This is a genomic window from Pseudomonas sp. B21-012 (assembly GCF_024749305.1).
In the GTDB taxonomy this organism is placed as follows: Bacteria; Pseudomonadota; Gammaproteobacteria; order Pseudomonadales; family Pseudomonadaceae; genus Aquipseudomonas.
In genome coordinates this window covers 749,590-772,469 of record NZ_CP087197.1, presented here as the reverse complement: position 1 = coordinate 772,469, position 22,880 = coordinate 749,590, and the positions used below count along the sequence as shown (strand labels likewise).

19 protein-coding genes and 1 pseudogene are annotated in these 22,880 nt (G+C 62.6%); 9 read left to right on the top strand and 11 right to left on the bottom strand.

The window, feature by feature from the left end; all coding sequences use genetic code 11:
* Positions 1-145: 145 nt before the first annotated feature.
* Positions 146-1,006, top strand: coding sequence for a shikimate dehydrogenase (locus LOY37_RS03395; protein WP_371128688.1), 861 nt, complete (start codon positions 146-148; stop codon positions 1,004-1,006).
* Positions 1,007-1,064: 58 nt separating this feature from the next.
* On the opposite strand, the gene LOY37_RS03390 is transcribed toward LOY37_RS03395, so the two are convergent.
* Together LOY37_RS03390 and quiC are read right to left on the bottom strand one after the other, a co-directional pair.
* Entirely contained in the window at positions 1,065-1,733 is a 669-nt protein-coding gene (locus tag LOY37_RS03390; protein ID WP_045195875.1) for a TetR/AcrR family transcriptional regulator, read from the bottom strand.
* Between the two features lie 77 nt (positions 1,734-1,810).
* Positions 1,811-3,721 carry a 3-dehydroshikimate dehydratase QuiC gene (gene quiC, locus LOY37_RS03385; protein WP_258716306.1) on the bottom strand — a complete coding sequence of 637 codons (1,911 nt, stop codon included), beginning with the start codon at positions 3,719-3,721 and terminating at the stop codon, positions 1,811-1,813.
* A 209-nt stretch (positions 3,722-3,930) separates the two neighbouring features.
* Between quiC and LOY37_RS03380 the strand changes: the two genes are divergently transcribed.
* Positions 3,931-5,271, top strand: a complete 1,341-nt coding sequence (locus LOY37_RS03380) for an MFS transporter (RefSeq protein ID WP_408980553.1) — start codon at positions 3,931-3,933, stop codon at positions 5,269-5,271.
* Here the strand turns inward: LOY37_RS03380 and LOY37_RS03375 are convergent.
* The 3 genes from LOY37_RS03375 to LOY37_RS03365 all read right to left on the bottom strand — a co-directional run bounded on the left by LOY37_RS03375 (position 5,268) and on the right by LOY37_RS03365 (position 7,859).
* The gene (locus tag LOY37_RS03375; protein ID WP_045195866.1) at positions 5,268-6,146 is read right to left on the bottom strand and encodes a DMT family transporter; all 879 of its coding nucleotides are present in this window, start codon (positions 6,144-6,146) and stop codon (positions 5,268-5,270) included. The two genes, LOY37_RS03380 and LOY37_RS03375, sit on opposite strands and share 4 nt — an antisense overlap.
* A gap of 18 nt (positions 6,147-6,164) precedes the next feature.
* Positions 6,165-6,971, bottom strand: coding sequence for a sugar phosphate isomerase/epimerase (locus LOY37_RS03370; RefSeq protein ID WP_195885636.1), 807 nt, complete (start codon positions 6,969-6,971; stop codon positions 6,165-6,167).
* A gap of 111 nt (positions 6,972-7,082) precedes the next feature.
* A complete protein-coding gene (locus LOY37_RS03365; RefSeq protein ID WP_258716305.1) occupies positions 7,083-7,859 on the bottom strand; it encodes an IclR family transcriptional regulator in 777 nt (258 codons plus the stop codon).
* 172 nt (positions 7,860-8,031) lie between these two features.
* On the opposite strand from LOY37_RS03365, the gene LOY37_RS03360 reads away from it, so the two are divergent.
* Positions 8,032-9,744, top strand: a complete 1,713-nt coding sequence (locus LOY37_RS03360) for an FAD-dependent oxidoreductase (protein WP_258716304.1) — start codon at positions 8,032-8,034, stop codon at positions 9,742-9,744.
* A 107-nt stretch (positions 9,745-9,851) separates the two neighbouring features.
* On the top strand, positions 9,852-12,602 hold the full coding sequence (locus LOY37_RS03355) for a beta-eliminating lyase-related protein (protein ID WP_258716303.1): 2,751 nt from the start codon (positions 9,852-9,854) through the stop codon (positions 12,600-12,602).
* Between the two features lie 55 nt (positions 12,603-12,657).
* Here LOY37_RS03355 and pcaG read toward each other — a convergent pair whose 3' ends face one another.
* Together pcaG and pcaH are read right to left on the bottom strand one after the other, a co-directional pair.
* Entirely contained in the window at positions 12,658-13,263 is a 606-nt protein-coding gene (pcaG, locus tag LOY37_RS03350; RefSeq protein WP_258716302.1) for a protocatechuate 3,4-dioxygenase subunit alpha, read from the bottom strand.
* 11 nt (positions 13,264-13,274) lie between these two features.
* Entirely contained in the window at positions 13,275-13,994 is a 720-nt protein-coding gene (gene pcaH / locus LOY37_RS03345; protein WP_045195856.1) for a protocatechuate 3,4-dioxygenase subunit beta, read from the bottom strand.
* A 200-nt stretch (positions 13,995-14,194) separates the two neighbouring features.
* Here pcaH and LOY37_RS03340 point away from each other — a divergent pair, with 200 nt between their 5' ends.
* The 3 genes and pseudogenes from LOY37_RS03340 to LOY37_RS27480 all read left to right on the top strand — a co-directional run bounded on the left by LOY37_RS03340 (position 14,195) and on the right by LOY37_RS27480 (position 17,197).
* On the top strand, positions 14,195-15,079 hold the full coding sequence (locus tag LOY37_RS03340) for a neutral zinc metallopeptidase (RefSeq protein ID WP_093387823.1): 885 nt from the start codon (positions 14,195-14,197) through the stop codon (positions 15,077-15,079).
* A 198-nt stretch (positions 15,080-15,277) separates the two neighbouring features.
* Positions 15,278-16,294, top strand: a pseudogene (locus LOY37_RS27485) (methyl-accepting chemotaxis protein); the annotation flags it as partial.
* Positions 16,280-17,197: a methyl-accepting chemotaxis protein gene (locus LOY37_RS27480; protein ID WP_408980719.1), complete on the top strand. Its 918-nt coding sequence runs from the start codon at positions 16,280-16,282 to the stop codon at positions 17,195-17,197. The pseudogene LOY37_RS27485 and the gene LOY37_RS27480, both read left to right, overlap by 15 nt.
* Before the next feature lie 69 nt (positions 17,198-17,266).
* Here the strand turns inward: LOY37_RS27480 and ggt are convergent, their stop codons facing one another.
* The 3 genes from ggt to LOY37_RS03320 all read right to left on the bottom strand — a co-directional run bounded on the left by ggt (position 17,267) and on the right by LOY37_RS03320 (position 20,606).
* A complete protein-coding gene (gene ggt / locus LOY37_RS03330; RefSeq protein ID WP_258716301.1) occupies positions 17,267-18,934 on the bottom strand; it encodes a gamma-glutamyltransferase in 1,668 nt (555 codons plus the stop codon).
* Between the two features lie 117 nt (positions 18,935-19,051).
* On the bottom strand, positions 19,052-19,948 hold the full coding sequence (locus tag LOY37_RS03325; protein WP_045195847.1) for a LysR family transcriptional regulator: 897 nt from the start codon (positions 19,946-19,948) through the stop codon (positions 19,052-19,054).
* Between the two features lie 67 nt (positions 19,949-20,015).
* Positions 20,016-20,606: an NAD(P)H-dependent oxidoreductase gene (locus LOY37_RS03320; protein WP_258716300.1), complete on the bottom strand. Its 591-nt coding sequence runs from the start codon at positions 20,604-20,606 to the stop codon at positions 20,016-20,018.
* Between the two features lie 191 nt (positions 20,607-20,797).
* Between LOY37_RS03320 and LOY37_RS03315 the strand changes: the two genes are divergently transcribed.
* Positions 20,798-21,112 carry a putative quinol monooxygenase gene (locus LOY37_RS03315; protein ID WP_093387814.1) on the top strand — a complete coding sequence of 105 codons (315 nt, stop codon included), beginning with the start codon at positions 20,798-20,800 and terminating at the stop codon, positions 21,110-21,112.
* Here LOY37_RS03315 and LOY37_RS03310 read toward each other — a convergent pair.
* Positions 21,102-21,866, bottom strand: a complete 765-nt coding sequence (locus LOY37_RS03310; protein WP_258716299.1) for a sulfite exporter TauE/SafE family protein — start codon at positions 21,864-21,866, stop codon at positions 21,102-21,104. The genes LOY37_RS03315 and LOY37_RS03310 overlap by 11 nt on opposite strands.
* A gap of 77 nt (positions 21,867-21,943) precedes the next feature.
* Here LOY37_RS03310 and LOY37_RS03305 point away from each other — a divergent pair, with 77 nt between their 5' ends.
* On the top strand, positions 21,944-22,876 hold the full coding sequence (locus tag LOY37_RS03305; RefSeq protein ID WP_045195838.1) for a LysR substrate-binding domain-containing protein: 933 nt from the start codon (positions 21,944-21,946) through the stop codon (positions 22,874-22,876).
* Positions 22,877-22,880: the final 4 nt, after the last annotated feature.

Genomic DNA, 22,880 nt, shown 5'->3' with positions numbered 1-22,880 from the left:
CAACAGGTGTAGCACAGGCTGTGCGATCAGCGCACAGAAAACACCCCTGCGGCCTTGCGCCCGATTGACCAAATTAACCATTCGGTACATTTTTAAGCGAAGGCACTCCCGCTTCATCACCAAGAATAACAACGGAGTTTTCAACATGGCTTTGGCCTCTTCTTCCGGCATTCTTGCCGGCCTTATCGGCGCGGGCATCCAGGCTTCGCGCACCCCGGCGCTGCACGAGCACGAAGGCGCCGCGCAAGGCCTGAACTACCTGTACCGGCTGATCGACCTGGACCAGCTCAAGCTCGACAGCAGCGCCCTCGAAGAGCTGCTGACCGCGGCCGAGCACATGGGCTTCACCGGCCTGAACATCACCTTCCCCTGCAAGCAGGCGATCCTGCCGCTGCTCAACGAACTGTCACCGCAAGCGCGCGGTATCGGCGCGGTGAACACCGTGGTACTCAAGGACGGCAAGCGCATCGGCCACAACACCGACTGCCTGGGTTTTGCCGAGGGCTTTCGCCGTGGCCTGAGCGACGCGCCGCGCCGCCAGGTGGTGCAGATGGGCGCCGGTGGCGCCGGCGCTGCGGTAGCCCACGCGCTGCTGGAAGAAGCGGTCGGGCAACTGAGCGTGTTCGATGTCGAACCGGCCCGTGCCCAGGCCCTTGTGGACAACCTCAACCAGCACTTTGCCGGCAGCCGCGCCAGGGTCGGTCATGACCTGCAAAGCGCCATGGCCAGCGCCGACGGCCTGGTCAACACCACGCCCATGGGCATGGCCAAGCTGCCGGGCATGCCGGTGCCCAAGGCGCTGCTACGGGCGGATCTGTGGGTGGCGGAGATTGTTTACTTTCCGCTGCAAACCGAACTGCTGCGCGAAGCCCGGGCCCTGGGCTGCCGCACCCTGAGCGGGGCGAACATGGCGGTGTTCCAGGCGGTGAAGGCGTTTGAACTGTTCAGCGGGGTGAAGCCTGATGCGGCGCGGATGATCGAGCACTTCAACAGTCTGGGTGACTGAAAAGCATCGCGGGGCAAGCCCGCTCCTACGGTGGGAACGGGCTTGCCCCGCAAAATACTCAGGCCTGCAAAAATCTAAGCACCGACTCGCAAATCATCTGCCGATGCCGGTCCTTGACCGCCTTGTCCTCGAAGTCCACCTGGAAGATCTCGCCAAAGGTGTGCCGGTTCGACACCCGGTAGAAGCAGAACGAGCTGATCAGCAGGTGCACATCCAGCGCCTCCAGCCCCTGGCGGAATACCCCCTCGCCAGCACCGCGCTTGAGCACTTCATCCAGCGCCGTGAGTACGGTCTTGTTCATCGAGCGAATCGCCGCCGAGCGCTTCACGTACTCGCCGTGGTGCATGTTCTCGTTGCAGACGATGCGCACAAAATCGACGTTGCGATCATGGTGATCGAAGGTGAATTCCACCAGCCGGCGGATGCCCAGGCGCGGCTCGAGTTCGGCCAGGTGCAGGTTGCTTTCAGTGCTGCGAATATCGCCGTAGAGCTTCTCCAGCACTTCTACGTACAACTGCTCCTTGCTGTTGAAGTAGTAGTAGATCATGCGCTTGGAGGTTTGCGTGCGCTCGGCGATCGCATCGACCCGGGCGCCAGCCAGCCCCTGCTGGACGAACTCGCTGATCGCCGCCTGGAGAATGTTCTCGCGGGTCTTTTCCGGATTGTTCTTGCGGCCCTTGCGCGGCGCTTGTTCGGGGGCTGCGCAGAGTGCTGGGGTAGTCGTCATACGGGACTCATGGCCATCGGTTAACCCGGCAATTATGAGCCCCGGGTGCTGAGTAAGGAAGCCTCGGCGCCTGCGCCCTACAACTTGGCCTGGGCCGGCGCGCCGGCGCGGGCCTTGGCCATGGCGGCCAGGCGCACGGCGACGTTGGCCGCGCCATAGCCGCTGTAGCCGTTACGCCGCTGCAGCACCTCGAAAAAGAAGCGCTCCTCAAACGGCTCGGTGTACACATGAAACAGCTCACCGCCCTGGGCATCGCGGTCGTAGAGCACGTTGTAGTAGGCCAGCTCGCTGAGGAACTCGTCGTCGAAATCAAAGCGTGCGGCAAGGTCGTCGTAGTAGTTGAGCGGAATGTCGAGCAAAGCCACCCCCGACTCCTTGGCCTGTTTGACCGCAGTAAAAATGTCCTCGCAGTCAAAGGCAATGTGGTGCACGCCGGAACCGCGGTAATGCGACAGGGCATGGGCAATCGCCGTATTACGGTTTTCCGAAATATTCAGCGGCAGGCGGATCGAGCTGCAACGGCTGCGCAAGGCGCGACTCTTGACCAGACCATAAGGGTCGGGCAACACCACTTCGTCGTCGGCAGTAAAGTCCAGCACGCTCTTGTAGAACAGCGCCCAGCTGTCCAGGCCGTCGGCCGGCAAGGCCAGGGCCATATGGTCGATGCGGGTCAGGCCCAGGCTGCTGCCCGCTTGCGGCTGCAGGCTGAAGTCGGTGTCATAGATAGTCCGGCCCTGGGCATCCTGGTCGACCAGGTAGATCAAGCTGCCGTCCGGCGCACGCACCGCCGCCAGCTCGCGCTCGTTGGGGCCGACCAGGCCGCGATAGGGCTGGCCATGGTAGGCCACGGCACGGGCCAGGGCCTGGGCGCTGTCCTTGACCCGGATCGCCGTGGCGCACAGCGACGGGCCATGGCTCTCAAAGAAGTTATGGGCGAAGGAATAAGGCTCGGCGTTGAGGATCAGGTTGATGTTGCCCTGGCGCAGCAGGCTGACATTCTTCGAACGGTGCACCCCGGCGCGGGTAAAGCCCAGGCGCTCCAGCCAGTTGCCGAGCTTGGCCCCCAGGGCGTCGTCGACGGCGAACTCGAGAAACTCGACGCCATCGTAGGCGCTGGCACGTGGTGGGGCGAACAGCAGGTCGTCGCTGGCCGGCGCTACGCGGTCTTGCTCAAGGCGCTGGCGGGTTTTCTCTTCCAGGTACAACAGCGAGCGCAGGCCATCGGCGGCATTGGCCCGAGGCGGTGCGGCGCGAAAGCCATCGTTGAAGATCTCCAGCGACAGCGGGCCGCTGTAACCGCTGGCCAGGATCGGCGCGAGAAAACCCGCCAGGTCAAACTCGCCCTGCCCCGGGAAGCAGCGAAAATGCCGGCTCCACTCCAGCACGTCCATGGCCAGGAGCGGCGCGTCGGCCATCTGCACGAAAAAAATCTTGTCCCCCGGCACCTGGGCGATAGCCCGTGGGTCGCCCTTGAGCGACAAGGTGTGGAAACTGTCGAGGATCATCCCCAGGCTTGCGTGGTCAGCCGTTTTGACGATGTCCCAGACCTGCTCCCAGGTGTTCACGTGGCGGCCCCAGGCCAGGGCTTCGTAGCCGATGCGCAGGCCACGGGCCCCAGCGCGCTCGGCCAGCAAGCGCAGGTCGTCGATCAGCACCTGGCGCTCACCCAGGGAATCGGCGGCGACATTGCTGCACACCAGCACCAGATCGGTGCCCAGTTCCTGCATCAAATCGAATTTGCGTTCCGCGCGTTCCAGGTTGCGCGCCAGGCGATCGCGGCGGCAGCCCTCGAAATCGCGAAACGGCTGGAACAGGGTAATCGCCAGGCCCAGATCGGCGCAGCGCTGGCGAATTTCGCGCGGGCTGCCGGCGTAGTACAGCAGGTCGTTCTCGAAGATCTCGACCCCATCGAAGCCCGCGGCGGCGATGGCTTCGAGTTTTTCTGGCAAAGTACCGCTCAAGGATACGGTGGCGATCGAACGCTGCATTATTCTGGCTCCGATGGGCAGGCAAAAACCGGTGGAGGAATTATTGGTGTTGAGCAAATTTTGCTCAACGCAAAAGGTACGAACTAGTTAGTTTTGTGTTCGATTATCGCCCAATATAGCGTTCAGTCAATTGACCCTTTTTTGACCACAGGCGCACCATTTCGACACCAAGGCTTGACCCATAAACATAAAAATACGGGTAACCCGCGATGATCCACTCTCAATCCACCCGCATGGCCCAGCCCCTGGGTACTACTGCGCACGCCGGCATCGGCGACAAGCTGCGTGGCGCCATGGCCGTCGGCAAGACCCGCTGGGTCATGCTCGCGCTGGTGTTCTTCGCCACCACCTTGAACTACATCGACCGCGCCGCCCTCGGGGTGATGCAGCCGATTCTGGCCAAGGAGATGAGCTGGACGGCGATGGACTACGCCAACATCAACTTCTGGTTCCAGGTCGGTTACGCCATCGGCTTCGTGCTGCAAGGCCGGCTGATCGACCGGGTCGGCGTCAAGCGCGTGTTCTTCTGCGCCGTGCTGCTCTGGAGCCTGGCTACCGGCGCCCATGGCCTGGCCACCTCGGCGGTGGGCTTCATGGTCTGCCGGTTCATTCTCGGCCTGACCGAAGCGGCCAACTACCCCGCCTGCGTCAAGACCACCCGCTTATGGTTCCCGGCCGGTGAGCGCGCCGTGGCCACCGGCATTTTCAACGCCGGCACCAACGTCGGCGCCATGTTCACGCCGATGCTGTTGCCGTTGATCCTCACCGTCTGGGGCTGGCAAGCGGCGTTCATCGGCATGGGCGCCCTGGGCCTGGTCTGGGTAGTGTTCTGGGGCCTGAAATACTTCAACCCGGAAGATCACCCGAGCGTCAGCAAAGAAGAACTGGCCTACGTGCAAAGCGAAGTGGAACCGGAACAAGCCCGCGTGCCGTTCTCACGAATCCTGCGCATGCGCGGCACCTGGGCCTTCGCCCTGGCTTACTCGATGACCGCGCCGGTGTTCTGGTTCTACCTGTACTGGCTGCCACCGTTCCTCAACCAGCAGTACAGCCTGGGCATCAGCGTCACGCAGATGGGCATCCCGCTGATCGTCATCTACCTGAGTGCGGATTTCGGCAGTGTCGGCGGGGGCATTCTTTCGTCGTTCCTGATCGGCCGTGGCATGGCCCCGGTCAAGGCGCGGCTGCTGTCGATGCTGCTGTTCGCCACCACCATCATCGGCGTAATCTTCGCCGCCGGCGCCAGCAGCCTGTGGGTCGCGGTGCTGGCGATTTCCCTGGCCATCGCCGCGCACCAGGCCTGGACCGCCAACATCTGGAGCCTGGTCATGGACTACACGCCCAAGCACATGATGAGCACGGTGTTCGGTTTCGGCGGCATGTGCGCGGCCATCGGCGGCATGTTCATGACCCAGCTGGTCGGCTACATCCTGACCACCACCCACAACAATTACACCCTGCTGTTCACCATGATCCCGGCCATGTACTTCATCGCCCTGACCTGGATGTACTTCATGGCCCCACGCAAGGTGCCGAAGGTCGAGGCCTAACGCCGCCGTTGCAACCAGGCGGCGCCCAGGCCGCTGAGGCAGATCAAGGCAATCCCCACCAGCCCGGCCATGTCCGGGCTGTGTCCGAACAACACCAGGCCGAGAACACCGGCGAACACGATCTGACAGTAACTGAACGGCGCCAGCATGGCCGGTGGCGCATGCCGGAACGCCTGGGTCAGGAACAGGTGCGCGGTCATCCCGCAGGTGCCCAGGGCCACGGCCATCAGGCCATGGATGAAGCTTGGGGTCTGCCAGAACATCGGTACCACGGCGCTCATCACCAAGGTGTTGAGCAGGCCGGTGAAGAAGTTGCTGGTGGTCGGGCTGTCGGTGCCGCTGAGCTTGCGCGTCAGCAACTGGTAGAAGCAGAAGCACAAGGCCGAGCCAAATGGCAGCAACACTGCCGGGGTAAACAAGGCCCCGCCCGGGTGGATGATCACCGTCACCCCGACAAAACTCACCAGCACCGCCACCCATTGCCCGCGTGTGACCTTCTCGCCCAGCAGCGGCAGCGACAGCGCCGTGACCAGCAACGGCGCGAGGAAGTTGACCGCCGTCGCCTCGGCCAGCGGTATGTACTGCAGGGCGGTGGTGAACAACAGGCTGGTGCCCAGCAGGCACAGCGCGCGCAAGGTCTGCAGCCCCGGTCGCCGGGTGCGCAACACGCGCAGGCCCGACTGCGGCAGGAAGATCACCATCATCAGCAGGGTGTGCACCAGGTAACGCGCCCACACCACCCAGAGAATCGGATAGAACCCCGCCAGGTACTTCGACAAGGCGTCGTGGCTGGCGAACAGAAAGGTCGCCAGCACCACCAGGGCAATGCCCTTGAGCGGTTGGCTGACAGCGTCGAGCGCAGTAGGACGGGGCATCGATAAAAGCTCGCAGGTTCAGAGTTGACGGAGCAACTGACAGGTCTTGTCCAGGGCCATCTGTGCCCGCTGCAAGGCGCTCAGGCCCTGGTCGCGAACAGGAATTTCCAGGCTCAGCGCAATGTTCTGCGGCAGGCTACGCAACAAGCCGGGCAAATCGCAATTGCCATCGCCGGGAAACCGCCGCTCGTTGCGCGCCTGACGCAAGATCTCGGCCATATCGTGCGGGCGCGGTCCGGCCACGTCGCACAACTGTGCATAGCGTAGCCGCGAGGCCGGCACCTGGCGCAACTCATCCAGCGACGAGCCGGAGCGGTCAAAGTGAAAGGCATCGACCAGCACCCCGCCATTGTCGCGCCCGGCCTGCTCGACGATGCGCCAGGCCTGGGTGAGGTTCTTGGCGTCGGTCCAGGGCATGAACTCCAGGTGCGGATGCAGGCCGTAATCTGCGGCCAGGTCGCAGAGGGCCGCAAAGTTGTCGCTCTGGCGTTGCTCGTCAGGATCGTTGCCGGCCACCAGCAACTCGCTGGCGCCGAACTCGGCGCCGACCGCCAGCAGGGCTTCGAAGTCGGCCACGCAGGTCTCGGGCTTGAGCCGCAAAATCTCCACATCCAGCACCTGGATGCCGGTATCGCGCAGGCGCGCGGCGGTCTGCCGGCGCAGGCCGGCGTCGGCCACCAGCGGGAAGTGATGCTCCTCGGCCGTGGCCGGTTCCAGGCGCAGGCCGACATGGCTGTAGCCTGCGCGGGCAGCAACCTCGACCATGTCGACAGGCGACAGCTCGAGTACCGTCAGGGCGGCAAGGGACATCACGCGTTGGCTCATTGTTGTTTTCTCGGCGAATTGAATTTGGAAATATTTAGAACTTAGTTCCAATTTCAATGCAAGCGAAAAAACGGATCGCGAGTGCAGGAGCGGGCTTGACCCGTGATGCTTCTAGACAAACAACTCAGAAGCAGGACTTGCCGCCGACAACTCCGCCACCGCCGCCAGCAACACCGGCGCCAGCTCGTGCATGCGTGCCTCGCTCATCCGCGCACTGGGCCCGGCAACGCTGAGCACGCCAACCGCATGGCCATCCAGCGGGTGCCGCACCACCGCCGCCAACGCCGACATCCCCACTGCCGAACTCTCCACCACCCAGGCATAGCCATGCTCGCGGGCAATACGCAGACGTTCGAGCAGCTCGGCATTGGACTTCGGCGCGTTGGGGCCGAACTGCGCCGGGTCGGCGATGCCCTGGCGCTCCACCAGCAACAAGGCCTGGGCATCGCTCAGGCTCGACAGCCACGCATGCCCGGAGGCGGTGTAGAACAACGGCGCATCACGGCCCATGTCCGGGTCGTAGCGCAAGCCGGAGCGGGCGCCCTGGGCCTTGGCGATCCAGGTCTGGCGTTCGCCGTCGATCACCCCCAGGCGCACCAGCTCGCCGGTCTGCTGGGCCAGTTGATCAAGAATCGGCTGGACGATATCGGCGCCACTGCTGGCCAGATAGCGAAAACCCATGGCCACCAGGCGAGTGCTCAGGTGATAGCGGCTGCTCTCGGCGTTCTGGCGTACATAGCCCAGGCGCATCAGCTCGGCGAGCATGCGATGGGTGGCGCTCTTGGGGATGTCCAGCTCTTCGGCCAGGGTCTGCAGGGGCAGCCCGCGCGGGTCGCTGGTGAGGCGTTCGAGAAGGCTGAACGCGCGTTCGATCTGACTGCCGGCCATGGTCATGGTCCCTGAAATTTGTGCCGATTCTAAAGAGCCCCGGCGAAAGCGCAAATCACTGTCCGATCTTCGCCCACTTTGTCGTGGCACGCCTTGGCTGGGCGACAGATCAAATCATAAAATATGGAATACAGTTCCAAAATATAACAAAACTGCCTGGAGGATACTGCTCATGCCCGTCGATACCCCGCTGGTCGAATGCGATGTACTGGTCATCGGCTCCGGCGCCGCCGGGCTGGCCGCCGCCGTGACCGCCGCCTGGTATGGCCAGAAGGTCATCGTGGTCGAAAAGGACCCGGTGTTCGGCGGCGCCACGGCCTGGTCCGGTGGCTGGATGTGGGTACCGTGCAACCCGCTGGCGCAGCGCGCCGGGATCATCGAGCAGCGCTCGCAGCCGCGCACTTACCTGGAGCATGAACTGGGCGAACGTTTCGATGGGCCGATGATCGATGCGTTTCTCGACGCGGCGCCCAACATGGTGTCGTTCTTCGAGCGCCATACCGCCCTGCAATTTGCCGACGGCAATGGCATCGCCGACATTCACGGTAATACCCCTGGCGCCGGCACCGGCGGGCGTTCGGTAATTGCCGCCCCCTACGATGGCCGCCAGCTGGGCAAAAAGCTGCTCAAGCGCCTGCGCAAAACCATGCGCGAAACCTCGTTCATGGGCATGCCGATCATGGCCGGCAAGGACCTCGGCGCCTTCCTCAGCCTCACCCGTTCCTGGCGCTCGCTGCTGCATGTGAGCAAGCGTTTGAGCCGCCACCTGCTCGATCTGGCAACCCACGGCCGGGCCCTGCAACTGGTCAACGGCGTCGCCCTGGTCGCGCGGCTGGCCAAGTCGGCTGAAGACCTTGGCGTGTTGCTCTGGGAATCGGCAGCGGCTCGGCAGTTGCTCCGCGAGCATGGCCGGGTCAGCGGTGCGCTGATTGAAACCGCGCGCGGGCCGATCCAAATAAATGCGCGCAAGGCCGTGGTGCTGGCCGCCGGCGGCTTTGCCAACGACATCGAACGGCGCAAGGCGCTGTTCCCGCGTACACCCACCGGCCACGAACACCTGGCGCTGCCGCCGCTGGGCGCCAATGGTGACGGCCTGCGCCTGGGCGAAAGCGTTGGCGGCCAGGTGGCTGACGACCTGCACAGCCCGGTGGCCTGGGCGCCGGTATCGCGGGTGCCTTACAAGGACGGCAGCAGCGGGCATTTCCCGCACATCATCGAACGGGCCAAGCCCGGCATCATCGGCGTGCTCGCCGATGGCAAGCGCTTCGTCAACGAGGCCGACGGCTACTACGACTATGTCAGCGCCATGGTCGCCAAGGCGCCGGGGGACAAGGTCGAATCGTGGCTGATCTGCAGCCATGCCTTCCAGCGCCGTTATGGCCTGGGCATTTCACGGCCGTTTCCGTTGCCGCTGCAGCCGTTGATCAAATCCGGCTACCTGAAGACCGGCGACAGTATCGAAGCCCTGGCGCGGGCCTGCGGCATTGACCCTCAAGGCCTGGTGGCAACGGTCGCCGAGTACAACCGGCATGCCCGCAACGGCGAAGACCCGCACTTCGGCCGCGGCTCCACCCCTTACAACCGCAAACAGGGCGATGCCTTGCACGGACCAAATCCGTGCGTGGCGCCGATCGAGAACGGGCCGTTCTATGCGGTAAAGGTCGAACCGGGCTGTTTCGGCACCTTCGCCGGGCTCAGGACCAACACCCATGCGCAGGTGCTGGATGAAAAGCGTGAGGTGATTGCCGGGTTGTATGCGGTGGGCACCGACATGGCCAGCATCATGGGCGGGCACTATCCGGCGGGCGGGATCAACCTGGGACCGGCGGCGACGTTCGGCTATATCGCCGGCCGGCATATTGCCGGGGTAACAGACTACGAGTAAGGCGTACCTTGCAGCATTGCATCACAGGGAAAGCAGACAGGCTGCTCACGATTATCCGCCACGCGAATACTTCACGGCCCCGGCGACCGTTCAAAAGGAATTGAACCGTGAACAACCTGACCCTGCCCGATGGCGACGCAAAGCCAATCGATCAACTGTTTTCCTGTACCACTGCCCGCGTTGACTTGTGGCGTGAACTCAACGCCCTGTGTCGCCGCTGGCGCAACTGCAAAGATCAGCCCGCTAGCGCGAAGGTCCAGCAGCAATGCCTTGCCCAACTCGAGCAGCTTGCGCAATTGGAGGCTTACCAGGCCTACCCGGGCCCTCGCCTGCTGGCCCTGCTGGTCGAACGCGTAGCAGCGGGCAATGCCATCGGAGCCCTGCATCTGGCTCAGCGCATCAGCAGTTCGCTGCTCGACCGCAGTTACAAGCAAGACGCAAACGACTGGGAGGCCAGCGAAGACCTGCCCGACGCACCCGCGCCCCGTAGTTTCGCCGCTGCGTCCGCACATCGTCCGTATTTCGAAACACTGATTGTCAGCCCCGCGCCAATCTCGACATGGCCGCAGCACCTTCAGGCCATTCGCCAGTTGCGCCGCCACCAGGACCCCTTCATCTACGAGCCCGTCATGACCGGCTCCTTCGAGGATGCGTTGCTCGCGGTGATACTCAACGTCAACCTGCAAGCGGTGGTGATCTACGAAGGTTTCGCTTTTACATCGAGCTGTTGCGCCGCCTGGGTGCGTGAGCTGCTGGCGCCACACCTGGGCAACAGCCCGGACGACGAAGACTCCACGAACCTGGCCTTGCCACTGGCCCGAGCGATCAAGTCCATCAGGCCGGAGCTCGATATCCTGCTGCTCAGCGATCGTCAGGTTGAGCGAATTGCCGGTGATGAAGACTACGCGTTCATCAGCCGGGTGTTCTACGAAGTCGAGGAGCCGCTGGAGATCCACCTGAGCCTGCTGCAAGGCGTTGCAAAGCGCTATGAAACGCCGTTTTTCAACAACCTGAAACACTATGCTCAACGTCCTATCGGCACCTTCCATGCGCTGCCCATTGCCCGCGGAAAATCGATATTCAAGTCGAACTGGATCCGCGACATGGGCGAATTCTATGGCATCAACCTGTTTCTGGCCGAAAGCTCCGCCACCACGGGCGGGCTCGACAGCCTGCTAGAGCCCACCGGTAACATCAAAAAGGCTCAGGACCGGGCAGCCCATGCGTTCGGCGCACAGCAGGCGTTTTTCGTCACCAATGGCACCTCGACCTCGAACAAAATCGTTGAACAAGCCCTGCTTGCGCCCGGTGACATTGTCATTGTCGATCGTAACTGCCACAAGTCACACCACTACGCCATGGTGCTGACCGGCGCCTATCCGCTGTATGTCGAAGCCTACCCGCTGCCCCGATACTCGATGTACGGCGCAGTGCCACTGAGCGCTATCAAGCAAGCGTTACTCGACCTGAAAAAAGAAGGAAAACTGCATCGGGTCAAACTGCTGGTGTTGACCAACTGCACCTTCGATGGGCACGTCTACAACACCTTCCGGGTCATGGAAGAATGCCTGGCAATCAAACCGGACCTGGCCTTTCTCTGGGATGAAGCCTGGTTCGGTTTTGCACGCTTTTCACCCCTGCTGCGTCGTCGAACCGGCATGGGCGCCGCCGCACAACTCAAGCAGGCGCTCAGTTGCCCGCAGTACCGGCACGCCTTCGAATGCCAGCGCGAACGGCTGCAAGCGCTTGCTGGCGATGACCCTGCGCTGCTGCAGGAGCACCTGCTGATGGACCCGGACACCACCCGCGTGCGCGTCTACCAGACCAACTCCACCCATAAGTCTATGTCGGCGCTGCGCCAGGGCTCGATGATCCTGGTCGACGATCAGGACTTCCATCACGTCGAAGCATCGTTCCGCGAGGCGGTATTTACCCACACGTCCACCTCCCCCAATCAGCAAATCATTGCGTCCCTGGATGTTGCCCGCCGGCAAATGGAGCTGGAAGGCTATGAACTGGTGATGTCGGCAACCCAGTTGGCCTTCGACATCCGTCGGGAGGTCGGCCGCCACCCGCTGATATCCAAGTATTTCAAGATACTCACGATCGAGGACCTGGTGCCAACGGTCTATCGGGCTTCAGGGCTGCAGGATTACCTGGCCAAGGGTACTGCGTGGTCCACCGTCGTCGATGCCCTGAACACCGATGAAGTCGCCCTGGATCCTACCCGCCTGACGCTGGTTTGTGGCCATGCAGGCTTTGACGGCACCACGTTCAAGAATTTGCTGACCAACCGCTACGATGTTCAGTTGAACAAAACCTCTCGCAACAGCGTGCTGCTGCAAACCAACATCAACAACACTCGCAGTGACGTAGCACACCTGATCCGGGTGCTGGTACGTATCAGCCGCGAACTGGAGGATCGCCTGGGCACCAGTGACGACAACCTGCGTGAAGCCTTTAATGCACGCGTCACGTCACTTATGGAAGATGTGCCGGACCTGCCCGACTTCAGCCATTTCTACCCCGCTTTTCGTGAGTCGGCGAACAGCAGTACGGCAGAAGGAGACATTCGCAGTGCTTACTACAAAGCCTATGACAGTGCAGCGTGCGAGCATATTCGTCTGTTCGACAAAACCATCGACGAACGCCTGGAAAATGGCCCGCCGTTGATTTCAGCAAACTTCGTGATCCCTTATCCGCCGGGGTTTCCGATCCTGGTACCAGGCCAGGTAATCACTGCTGAAACGCTCTCGTTCATGCGCAAGCTCGACGTGAAAGAGATTCATGGCTACAACGCCGATGAAGGCTTGAAACTGCTGAAGTCCGAATCCATTGGCGTTACGACACCACGCTGATCCGAACAAAAAGCCCGCCAATGGCGGGCTTTGCTCATGTCACTCGCTTCGACATTCAAAAATCGAAGAACACCGTCTCGCCTTCACCCTGAATGCGGATATCAAAGCGATACGCCAGCTTGCCATCGACCTCGCAACGGGTCGCCACCAAGGTCTCGCGCCGCTGCGGCTGCTCGATCAGGTTGAGCACCGGGCACTGGGCATTGGCCTGGGCTTCGTCATCGAAGTACAGGCGCGTCTGCAGGTGGATATTGATACCCCGGGCAAACAGGCTGACGTTGATGTGCGGCGCCATCGGCACGCCGGCGGCGTTCTTGGCCACGCCCGGCTTGATGGTGTGCAGGGTCCACTCACCGGCATCGAAGGTGGTGGCGGTACGGCCAAAGCTGTTGAAGGGTTTTTCCAGGTTGAAATCGCCCTGGTAATTGCCGTTGTGGTCGGCCTGCCAGAACTCCAGGAACGAGTCGCGCACCAGATGGCCGTTGCCGTCATAGACGTTGCCGAACACCAGGATGTGTTCGCCCGGCGCGTCGGCTTGCGCCATGCGGTTGCAGATTTCCTGGTCGCGGGTCGGGTTGCCGGCGGCCTCCAGGGCCAGGCCGATATGCACGTAGGGGCCGGCGGTCTGCGAAGGGGTTTCCGGCAGCAGTTCGATAGGCATGGGGCGCCTCCTCAGCAGTTTTCGAAGTGGGTCTTGCGCTGTCCGCGCAACACGATGTCAAAGCGATAGGCCAGGCAATCCATGGGGTTGGCATTGCTCATGTCCAGCCGCGCGATCAGGCTCTGCACCGCGTCAGGGTTGGCAATCGACTTGACGATCGGGCACATCGGGATCAACGGATCGCCTTCGAAATACAGCTGGGTGATCAGCCGCGTGGCAATCGACGGACCGCTGATCGACACATGGATATGCGCCGGGCGCCAGTCGTTGGGGCCATTGCGCCATGGGTACGGGCCCGGCTTGATGGTGCGGAAGCTGTAATAACCTTCACTGTCGGTCAGCGCACGGCCGACACCGCCGAAGTTGGGGTCCAGCGGCGCCAGGTAGCGGTCGTTCTTGTGCCGGTAGCGGCCACCGGCGTTGGCCTGCCAGATCTCTACCAGAGTGTGCGGGATTGGTTTGCCGTGCTGGTCGCAGACGCGCCCGGCAAGGACGATGCGCTCACCGATCGGCAGGCCGCCGTTATTGAAGTTGAGCAGCAGGTCATGATCGTTAGGGCCGAATTTCAGGTGGGAGAAATCCGGACCGGTGCTTTCGCTGATCGACTGCGGGATGCTCACCAGGGCCTGGCGCGGCGAGCGCGCGACGGAGGTCTTGTAATCTGGGGTCAAGGCTTTCGGGTGCCAGTTGCGATCACGGATAGCGAAGCGACTGTTGTCTTGTGCAGACATGCCGTTCTCCTGTCTTGGAATTATTGGAGGGCCTGGGCGTGGCAGGCGAGCTTGCAGTTTCCGGTATGCAGGGTCCGGCGAATACTGAAAAGAACAGCGCCATTCATAACCAAATGGTTATGTATAAATCAGGAATCTGACAGAGCCCCGCGCCGTGAACTAATCTTTGTCCTCATGTTTCCAAGCTCCGGAGAGCACTCATGCAATGGCGAAAAGGCAGGCGTAGCGACAATGTGGTCGATGCCCGTGGCGAGGGCGGTGGCGGCATGCGCTTCGGCGGTGGCAAGGGCCTGAGCATCGGCGCGATCCTGTTGATTGTCGGGATTGGCTGGATCACCGGCCAGGACCCACTGCAGATCCTCGGCCAGCTGGCCGGGCAGATGGGCCAGCAACAGACCGCGCCAGTGACCACCGGCACCGGCAAGGCACCACCGGCCAATGACGAGCAGGCGGAGTTCGTAAGGTCGGTGCTGGGCGACACCGAAGACACCTGGAAGGCCATCTTTGCCCAGGCCGGCCGCCAGTATAAAGACCCCAACCTGATCCTCTTCAGCGGCCAGATCAACTCAGCCTGCGGCTTTGCCTCTTCGGCAGTCGGGCCGTTCTACTGCCCGGCCGACCAGAAGGTCTACCTGGACATGAGCTTTTTCCGTGAAATGGAACAGCGCTTCTCGGCCGCCGGCGATTTTGCCCAGGCTTACGTGATCGCCCACGAAGTCGGCCACCATGTGCAAACCCTGCTGGGCGTTTCGGCCAAGGTCCAGGCCGCACGCCAGCGCGGTGAGCGCATGGAAGGCGACAACGGTTTGCTGGTACGCCAGGAACTGCAGGCCGACTGCCTGGCCGGGGTCTGGGCCTACCAGGCGCAAAAACGCCTGAACTGGCTGGAACCGGGCGATATCGAAGAAGCCCTGAACGCCGCCAACGCCATCGGTGACGACCGCCTGCAGCAGCAGGGCCAGGGCCGGGTAGTACCGGATTCGTTCACCCACGGCACCTCGCAACAGCGCCAGCGCTGGTTCAAGACCGGCTTCGCCAAGGGCGACATCAACCAGTGCGACACCTTCGGCGCACGCTCGCTCTGAGCCATTTTGCGGCCGCCTGAAGCCTCGGGCTGGCCGCAGAAATCCCCTGTTACCTACCGCTGATCATTTTTGCTGAAAAAGCGTTTCAGCTCCGGCGCAAGCCGCCGATAAACCCTGCTCAGAACATCGGCTGGCCATCAATAACAACAACCTTCCACCGATTCGGATCAAGAAGCACAACGTTCCTGGAGGGATTGCATGAATAGCTGGTTTGCCAACATCAGCGTCAACCTGAAACTCGGCCTGGGCTTTGGCCTGGTGCTGTTGCTGACCGGCCTGCTGGCCCTGACCGGCTGGAATAGCCTGGGCAGCCTGATCGATCGCAGCAACTGGATGAGCGACATTACCCAGCTCAACAGTGACCTGACCAACCTGCGCATCACCCGCCTGCAGTACATGCTGACCAATGGCGACGACGCCGCGGCCGGCAACGTCCAGGTCAAGCTCAATGCCTTCAGCGAGCAGCAGCAAAAACTGCTCAAGAGCTTCAAGAGCCCGGAGAACATCAAGCTGCTCCAGGAGCTGGGCCAGACCATCAGCGAATACCAGGTGTCGATCAACAAGATGCGCGCCGGTTACAAGACCAGCCTGGCCGCACGCGACTCGATGAACCAGGCCGCAGCCCGCGCTATCGAACTGATCGAAGCGATCAACCGCGACGTGCTGGCCCTGCCCGAGGGTGACGCCAGCCGCCTGGAGCAGTTCCGAACCATCACCCAGGCCAAGGAGCAACTGCTGCTGGTTCGCCTGGCCGTGCGCAGCTACATCGCCGACATCAGCAGCGAGACCGAGCAACTGGCCCTGCGTCAGCTCGATACCGCCCTGGCCGAAATCGCCGGCCTGAACCGCCAGATGCCAGGCGAAGCGACGCGCATCAAGCAGTTTGAATCCGCTGTGATGGCTTACCGTGACGCTGTACGCCAGTTCCGCGACGCCACTGCCGATATCGCCGTAGCGCGTCAGGAAATGACCGTTCAAGGCGCCGATATCGTCAAGACCAGCGACGCCCTGTACCAGATCCAGCTGGACCGCCGCGACAGCGAGAGCACCCAGGCCCGCTCCCTGCAACTGACGGCCACCTTGCTGGCACTGCTGGTCGGCATCCTGGCTGCGGTAATCATTACCCGTCAGATCACTCGCCCGTTGCGTGAAACCCTGGCCGTGGTCGAGAAGATCGCCGCCGGCGACCTGACCCATAACATGCGCGTCACCCGCCGTGACGAACTGGGCGTGTTGCAGCAAGGCATCCAGCGCATGGGCTCGACCCTGCGTGACCTGATCACCGGCATCCGCGACGGCGTCACGCAGATCGCCAGCGCTGCCGAAGAACTCTCGGCTGTTACCGAAGAGACCAGCGCCGGGGTCAACAGCCAGAAAGTTGAAACCGACCAGGTCGCCACCGCCATGCACGAAATGGCCGCCACCGTGCAGGAAGTTGCGCGCAATGCCGAGCATGCTTCCGAGGCTGCCACCGAAGCCGATGGCCAGGCCCGTGCCGGTGACCAGGTTGTCGCCGAAGCGATCAGCCAGATCGAACGCCTGGCCGAAGAGGTGCACCGCTCCACCGAGGCCATGGGCCTGCTGCAACAGGAAAGCCAGAAGATCGGCAGCGTCATGGACGTGATCAAGTCGGTGGCCGAGCAAACCAACCTGCTGGCCCTCAACGCGGCCATCGAAGCGGCCCGCGCCGGTGAAGCAGGGCGTGGTTTTGCCGTGGTCGCCGACGAAGTTCGCGGCCTGGCCCAGCGTACGCAGAAGTCCACCGAAGAGATCGAAGAGCTGGTCGCCGGCCTGCAGAGCGGTACCCAGCAGGTGGCCAATGTCATGCTTGGCAGCCGCAACCTGACCGACAGCAGCGTCGAGCTGACCCGCAAGGCCGGTGCTTCGCTGGAAAGCATCACGCGTACGGTGTCGAACATTCAGTCGATGAACCAGCAGATTGCGGCGGCGGCGGAGCAACAGAGCGCAGTGGCCGAACAAATCAGCCGCAGCATTCTCAATGTTCGCGATGTGTCCGAGCAGACCGCCGCGGCCAGTGACGAGACCGCGGCGTCGAGTGTTGAACTGGCGCGGCTGGGCAACCAGTTGCAGACCATGGTCAGCCACTTCCGCGTTTAAACGCATCGCGGGTCAAGCCCGCTCCTACAGGTTTGTAGGAGCGGGCTTGACCCGCGATCAACTCAACACCTATTTAACGATCTGCCCCACACCCCGCCCACGCGGATCGGAAGCGGTTTCCAGCGCCGTGCCATTAACCCGGATCGCCTGGATGTCGCCCATCTCCCAACCCTGATCTTCCAGGGTGTAGCCCATCTTCTTCAGCTCTTCAGCAACCTTGCCGTTAAGCGGTGCAAAAGCATCGAAATAAATCGTGTCCTTGGGCAGCAACTGGTGATGCACGCGCTGCGCAGCCACGGCTTTTTCCAGCGGCAGGTTGTAGTCATAGAGGTTGTTCAACACCTGGAAGATCGAGGTAAAAATCCGCGAACCACCGGGGGTACCCAGTACCAGGGTGACATTGCCATCGCGGGTCACCAGGCTCGGGCTCATCGACGACAGCATGCGCTTGCCCGGCTCGATCGCGTTGGCATCGCCACCGACCACCCCAAAGGCGTTGGCCACGCCCGGCTTGGAGCTGAAGTCGTCCATTTCGTCGTTGAGCAAAAAGCCTGCGCCCTTGACCACCACACCGCTGCCGTAGTCCCAGTTCAGGGTGTAGGTGTTGCTGACCGCATTACCGTCCTTGTCGACGATGGAGAAGTGCGTGGTCTGGTGCGGTTCAAGGCCCGGGCGGACTTTCTCGGTGTCCGAGATGGCCGTCGGGTTGACCTCCTGGGCGCGCTTGGCGATGTAGTCCTTGGCGATCAGTTGCTCGACCGGCACCTTGGAGAACGCCGGGTCACCGAGGTAGTCGGCGCGGTCGGCGAACACGCGTTTTTCGATCTCGGCCAGCAGGTGGATGTAGCGCGCCGAGTTCAGCTCGACGCCCTTGAAGTCGGCGGCGCGCGCTTCCTTGATGCCCAGCAGCTGGGCCAGGGCGATGCCACCCGAACTTGGCAGCGGCGCGGTATAGACCGTGTTGCCACGCCAGTCGATCTTCATTGGCTCACGCCAGACGGCTTTGTAGTCCTTGAGGTCGTCCTTGCTGATCAGGCCCTTGTCGGCCTGCATCTGCGCCACCAGCAGGTCGGCGGTCTTGCCCTGGTAAAACTCGCTGACACCCATGTCGGCAATGCGCTCCAGGGTTTGCGCCAGCTCCGGCTGCTTGAAAGTCTCGCCGACTTTCATGCTGCCGAAATAGTCGTTGAAGTTGGTGCTGTCCTTGAACAGGCCCAGGGCGTCTTCGCGGTACTGGTACTGTTTGGAGGCGACCTTGAAGCCGTTCTTGGCATAACCGACCGCTGGGGTCAGCAGTTCGGCCCACGGCAGCTTGCCGAATTTCTGATGCGCCTCCCACAGCCCCATCACCGTACCGGGCACGCCGGCAGCGCGGGAACCGACCAGGCTGAGGTTCTCGATGATCTCGCCCTTGTCGTCCAGGTACATGTTGCGGCTGGCGGCCTTCGGCGCGGTTTCGCGGTAGTCGAGGAAGTAGGCCTTGCCGTCGACATACAGGGTCATGAAACCACCACCACCGATGTTGCCCGCCTCGGGGTAGGTGACCGCCAGGGTGAAGGCGGTGGCCACGGCCGCATCCACCGCGTTGCCGCCTTTTTTCAGGATATCGGCGGCGACCTGTGCACCATATTGATCGGGTGCCGCAACTGCACCGCCCTCCAGGGTAACCGCGTAAGCCGCGTTACTGGCGAGGATCGCGGCGCCGAGGGCCAGGGATCGGAACATCACAACGCGCATGAGAGCTTCCTTAGTGTTGTTTTCGTTGAACAGCCATTAAGGCTGATGTCAGACGAGTTATCAAACACCGTAGGAGTTTTCGCCGCGCATAGGCAGAAGCTGTCGCAGATGGACGCTTCAGCAGGCGTAGATCGCCAGCTTGTTCTGAATGAAATCGAGAAAGCACTGGATGCGCAGCGCCAGCTGGGTGTTGCGGTAGTACACCGCATTGATCGGCTGGCGATAGCCGCTGTTGTGCTCGGCCAGGAGCACCTGCAGGCGCCCGCTGCGGATGTCTTCATGGGTCATGAAGTGCGACAGGCAGACGATGCCCTCACCGGCCAAGGCCAGTTCGCGCAGGGTTTCACCGCTGGAGGCCGACAGCGCCGGGCGGATCAGCAGGCGGTCGCCTTCAGCATGGCGCAGCGGCCAGTGGTTGAGGGTTTCGGTCTGGGTAAAGCCAAGCAGCGCGTGGCCTTGCAGGTCTTCAACCCGCTCGGGCGTGCCGTGGCGGGCCAGGTACTCGGGGCTGGCCAGCAGGTTCAACGGGCTGCAACCGAGGGCGCGGGCATGCAGGCTGGAGTCGGCCAGTTCGCCGATGCGAATGGCGACGTCGGTGCTCTGCTCGATCAGGTCGATGATCAGGTCGCTGGTGTTGAGCTCCAGTTGGATCTGCGGGTACAGCGCGCGAAACTCACCGACCCAGGGCACGATGGCGTGGAGCATGAACGGCAGCGCGGCGTTGATGCGCAAGCGCCCGGACGGCGTCTGGTGGTGCACCGACAGGTGCTCTTCGAGCTCGTCCATCTGCTGCAGGATCGACTTGGCCCGCTCGAAGAAAAACCGCCCTTCTTCGGTCAGGTCCATGCGCCGGGTGGTGCGGTTGATCAGGGTGGTGCCGAGTTTGGTTTCCAGGCGCGACAGGGTGCGGCTTATCGCCGACGGCGTCTGCCCGCCCTGCTCGGCGGCCGCGGAAATCGAGCCGCACTCGATCACCGAGACGAACACCTGCAATTCATCGGACCTGGCTTTCACGGCTGTACCCCGGGGTTGGCAACAGCCGTGATAGATAGCCGCTTGGCGCGGCTTGCGCAAGGCTTCATCAGGCCTGGGTCTGGAAAACCTCGGCCAGGTGCTGCTCGTAGGCGGCCACAGCGGCCTCGACGTTGGGGCGCTTCATCACATCCACCGCAAGGTAAGTCGGCAGGCCGCTCATGCCGAGGAACTGGTTGGCCTTGTGGAACGGGAAGTACACCGCGTCCACGCCCTTGCCTTCGAAGAAGTCGGCCGGGTCGTCAAACGCCTGCTGCGGTGCGTTCCAGGTCAGCGACAGCATGTACTGTTTGCCCTGGATCAGGCCACCGCTGCCGTACTTTTGCGACGCATCGGAACGGGTACGGCCGTCGTTGGCGTAGAGGCTGCCATGGCCAGCAGTGAAGACTTCGTCCAGGTACTGCTTGACGGTCCAGGGGGCGCCCATCCACCAGCCGGGCATCTGATAGATGATGACGTCGGCCCAGAGAAATTTCTGCACTTCTTCGGCGTTGTCGTAGCCGCCATCGATGTAGGTGGTTTTCACATCGAACCCTGCGCGGTCCAGGAAGGCCAGCGCGGCTTCGTGCAGGGTTTCGTTCAGGCGGCCATCGGAGTGGGCAAACTTCTTGCCACCGTTGAGCAACAGGATTTTTTTCATGGGGTGCCTCATCTATGTTCGATCAGGGGCAAAGAAGCCTGTGACCGAGTGAATTTGATGGCGGCAGATTAGAGGCAGGCCTCGCGGGGAAACAGCCGTGCCGGGGCAAAATACATTTGCCTAAAAAGCACGAATCAAACGCTTATTGTTGCCATAGAATCGTTTCACTTCTTCCATTCAGAGGCATCTCCATGAGCGAGCAGTACGGTTTCATCCTCAAAGCCAAGACCCGACCGCAAATGTCCGAAGCCTTCGAAACGCTGTTTCGCGCCTACGTCGAGCCCAGCCGCCAGGAGCCGGGCTGCATCGAATACCACATGCTGCGCGACCAGCAGGACCCAAGCCTGTTTGTGTTCTACGAGATCTGGGCCAGCAAGGCCGCACTGGATGTGCACTCGGCCCTGCCGCACATGGCGGCGTTCTTCGAAAAACGCATGGACTACCTGGAGCGCGACTTCGATATTCAGCTGATCGAGATGCTCAGCCCCTCCTCGGCTAGCCGTTGAGCAACAGGTGCGTGCCAAGCAGCGCCAGGCCGATAAAGAAGCAGCGCTTGAACAGCACCGCGCTGATGCGCTGACGCAGCCACTGCCCGCCCAGCATGCCTAGCAGCGCCGGCGCCAGCACCAGCATTGACGCGCCCAGGGCCCGGGCGCCGAGCGCATCCTGGCCGGCCAGGCCGATTGCCAGGGCCAGGGTCGAGACGCTGAATGACAGGCCCAGGGCCTGGACCATTTCCTCGCGACTCAGGCCCAGGCTTTGCAGATAAGGCACTGCGGGAATCACAAAGACTCCGGTGGCCGCCGTGATCACCCCGGTGATCAGCCCGCAAAACGGCCCGATCCAGGACTCATGCGCAGGCGCCAGGCTCAGCCCGTGGCCGAGCAGGCCGTACAACGCATACACCAGCAACGCCCCTCCCAAGGCATGTGCCGCCCAGGCGCCACTGTTGATGCCCAGCCAGGCGCTACCGAGCAAGGTGCCGATAAAGATCAGCGCCAGCATCGGCCACAGCCGTTTCAGCAAGGCGCGAAGGTGCCCGCCAAAGGCCAGTTGCCAGAGGTTGGTCAGGGTCGAAGGCACAATCAGCAAGGCCGCTGCCTGCGCCGGAGACATAGCCATGCCGAGCAGGCCCATGGCGATGGTCGGCAGGCCAAGGCCGATCACACCCTTGACCGCACCGGCCAGCACGAAGGTGACAATGACCAGCAGCGACAGCGCTGGGCCGATATCCTGATAGAAGCCAAAGAAGGTAGTCATGGCACTATCCTGCACCCTGCCACCCAGGCTGAAAATCTGCCATATACTCAGCCAGACTATTGCCCAGGAAGAGGCTGATGCATTTCGACCTGATTGACCTGCGCCTCTTCCAGCACACCCTGGAGTGCGGCAACATCACCGCCGGCGCCCAGCGCAGCCACCTGTCGCTGCCCGCCGCCAGCGCGCGCATCCGCGCCATGGAAAGTTCGCTGGGTACGCCGCTGCTTGAACGCAACCGTCGCGGGGTGCAGGCCACGCCTGCCGGGCAGGCGCTGCTGCAGCATGCGCGGCTGATCGCCCAGCAGGTCGAGCGCCTGCAGTTCGACCTCGGGCAATACGCCCAGGGCCTGCAGGGCCAGGTGCGGCTGTTGTGCAATACCGCAGCGCTGACCGAATACCTGCCGGAATTGCTCGCCGGGTTTCTCCGGCAATACCCGGCCATCGATATCGACATCCACGAACTGCCGAGCCTGCGCATCGTCCAGGCCATCACCCAGGGCGTGGCCGATATCGGCATCATCTCCAGCGCGGTGGCCAGCGAACACCTGCAAACCCTGGCGTTTCGCGACGACCCGCTGATGCTGATCATGCCGCCCGCCCACCCGCTGGCCGCCAACCCCAACCTGCGCTTTGCCGACACCCTCGGCCACGGCTACGTTGGCCTGCAAGCCGACAGCGCCCTGGCCCTGCACCTTGAAGAACAAGCCCTGCATCTGGGCCGGCGCCTGCAGGTGCGGGTGCGCGCCGAAGGGTTTGACGGGGTGATCCGCATGGTCGCCCACGGCGCTGGCCTGGGCATCGTGCCAATGGCCGCAGTGCAGCGCTGGCAGGGGCTATTGCCGTTGCACAGCCTGGCGCTGAACGAGCCCTGGGCAAAACGCCAGCTGCGCCTGTGCAGCCGGGATTTTGCCAGCCTGCCCGGGCATGCCCAGGCTTTGATCGACTGCCTGAGTGCCAGCGCTATTGCTCCGGCAGGGGCAATCCACCGACAATCGCCCCCGCGGACCTAGCTGT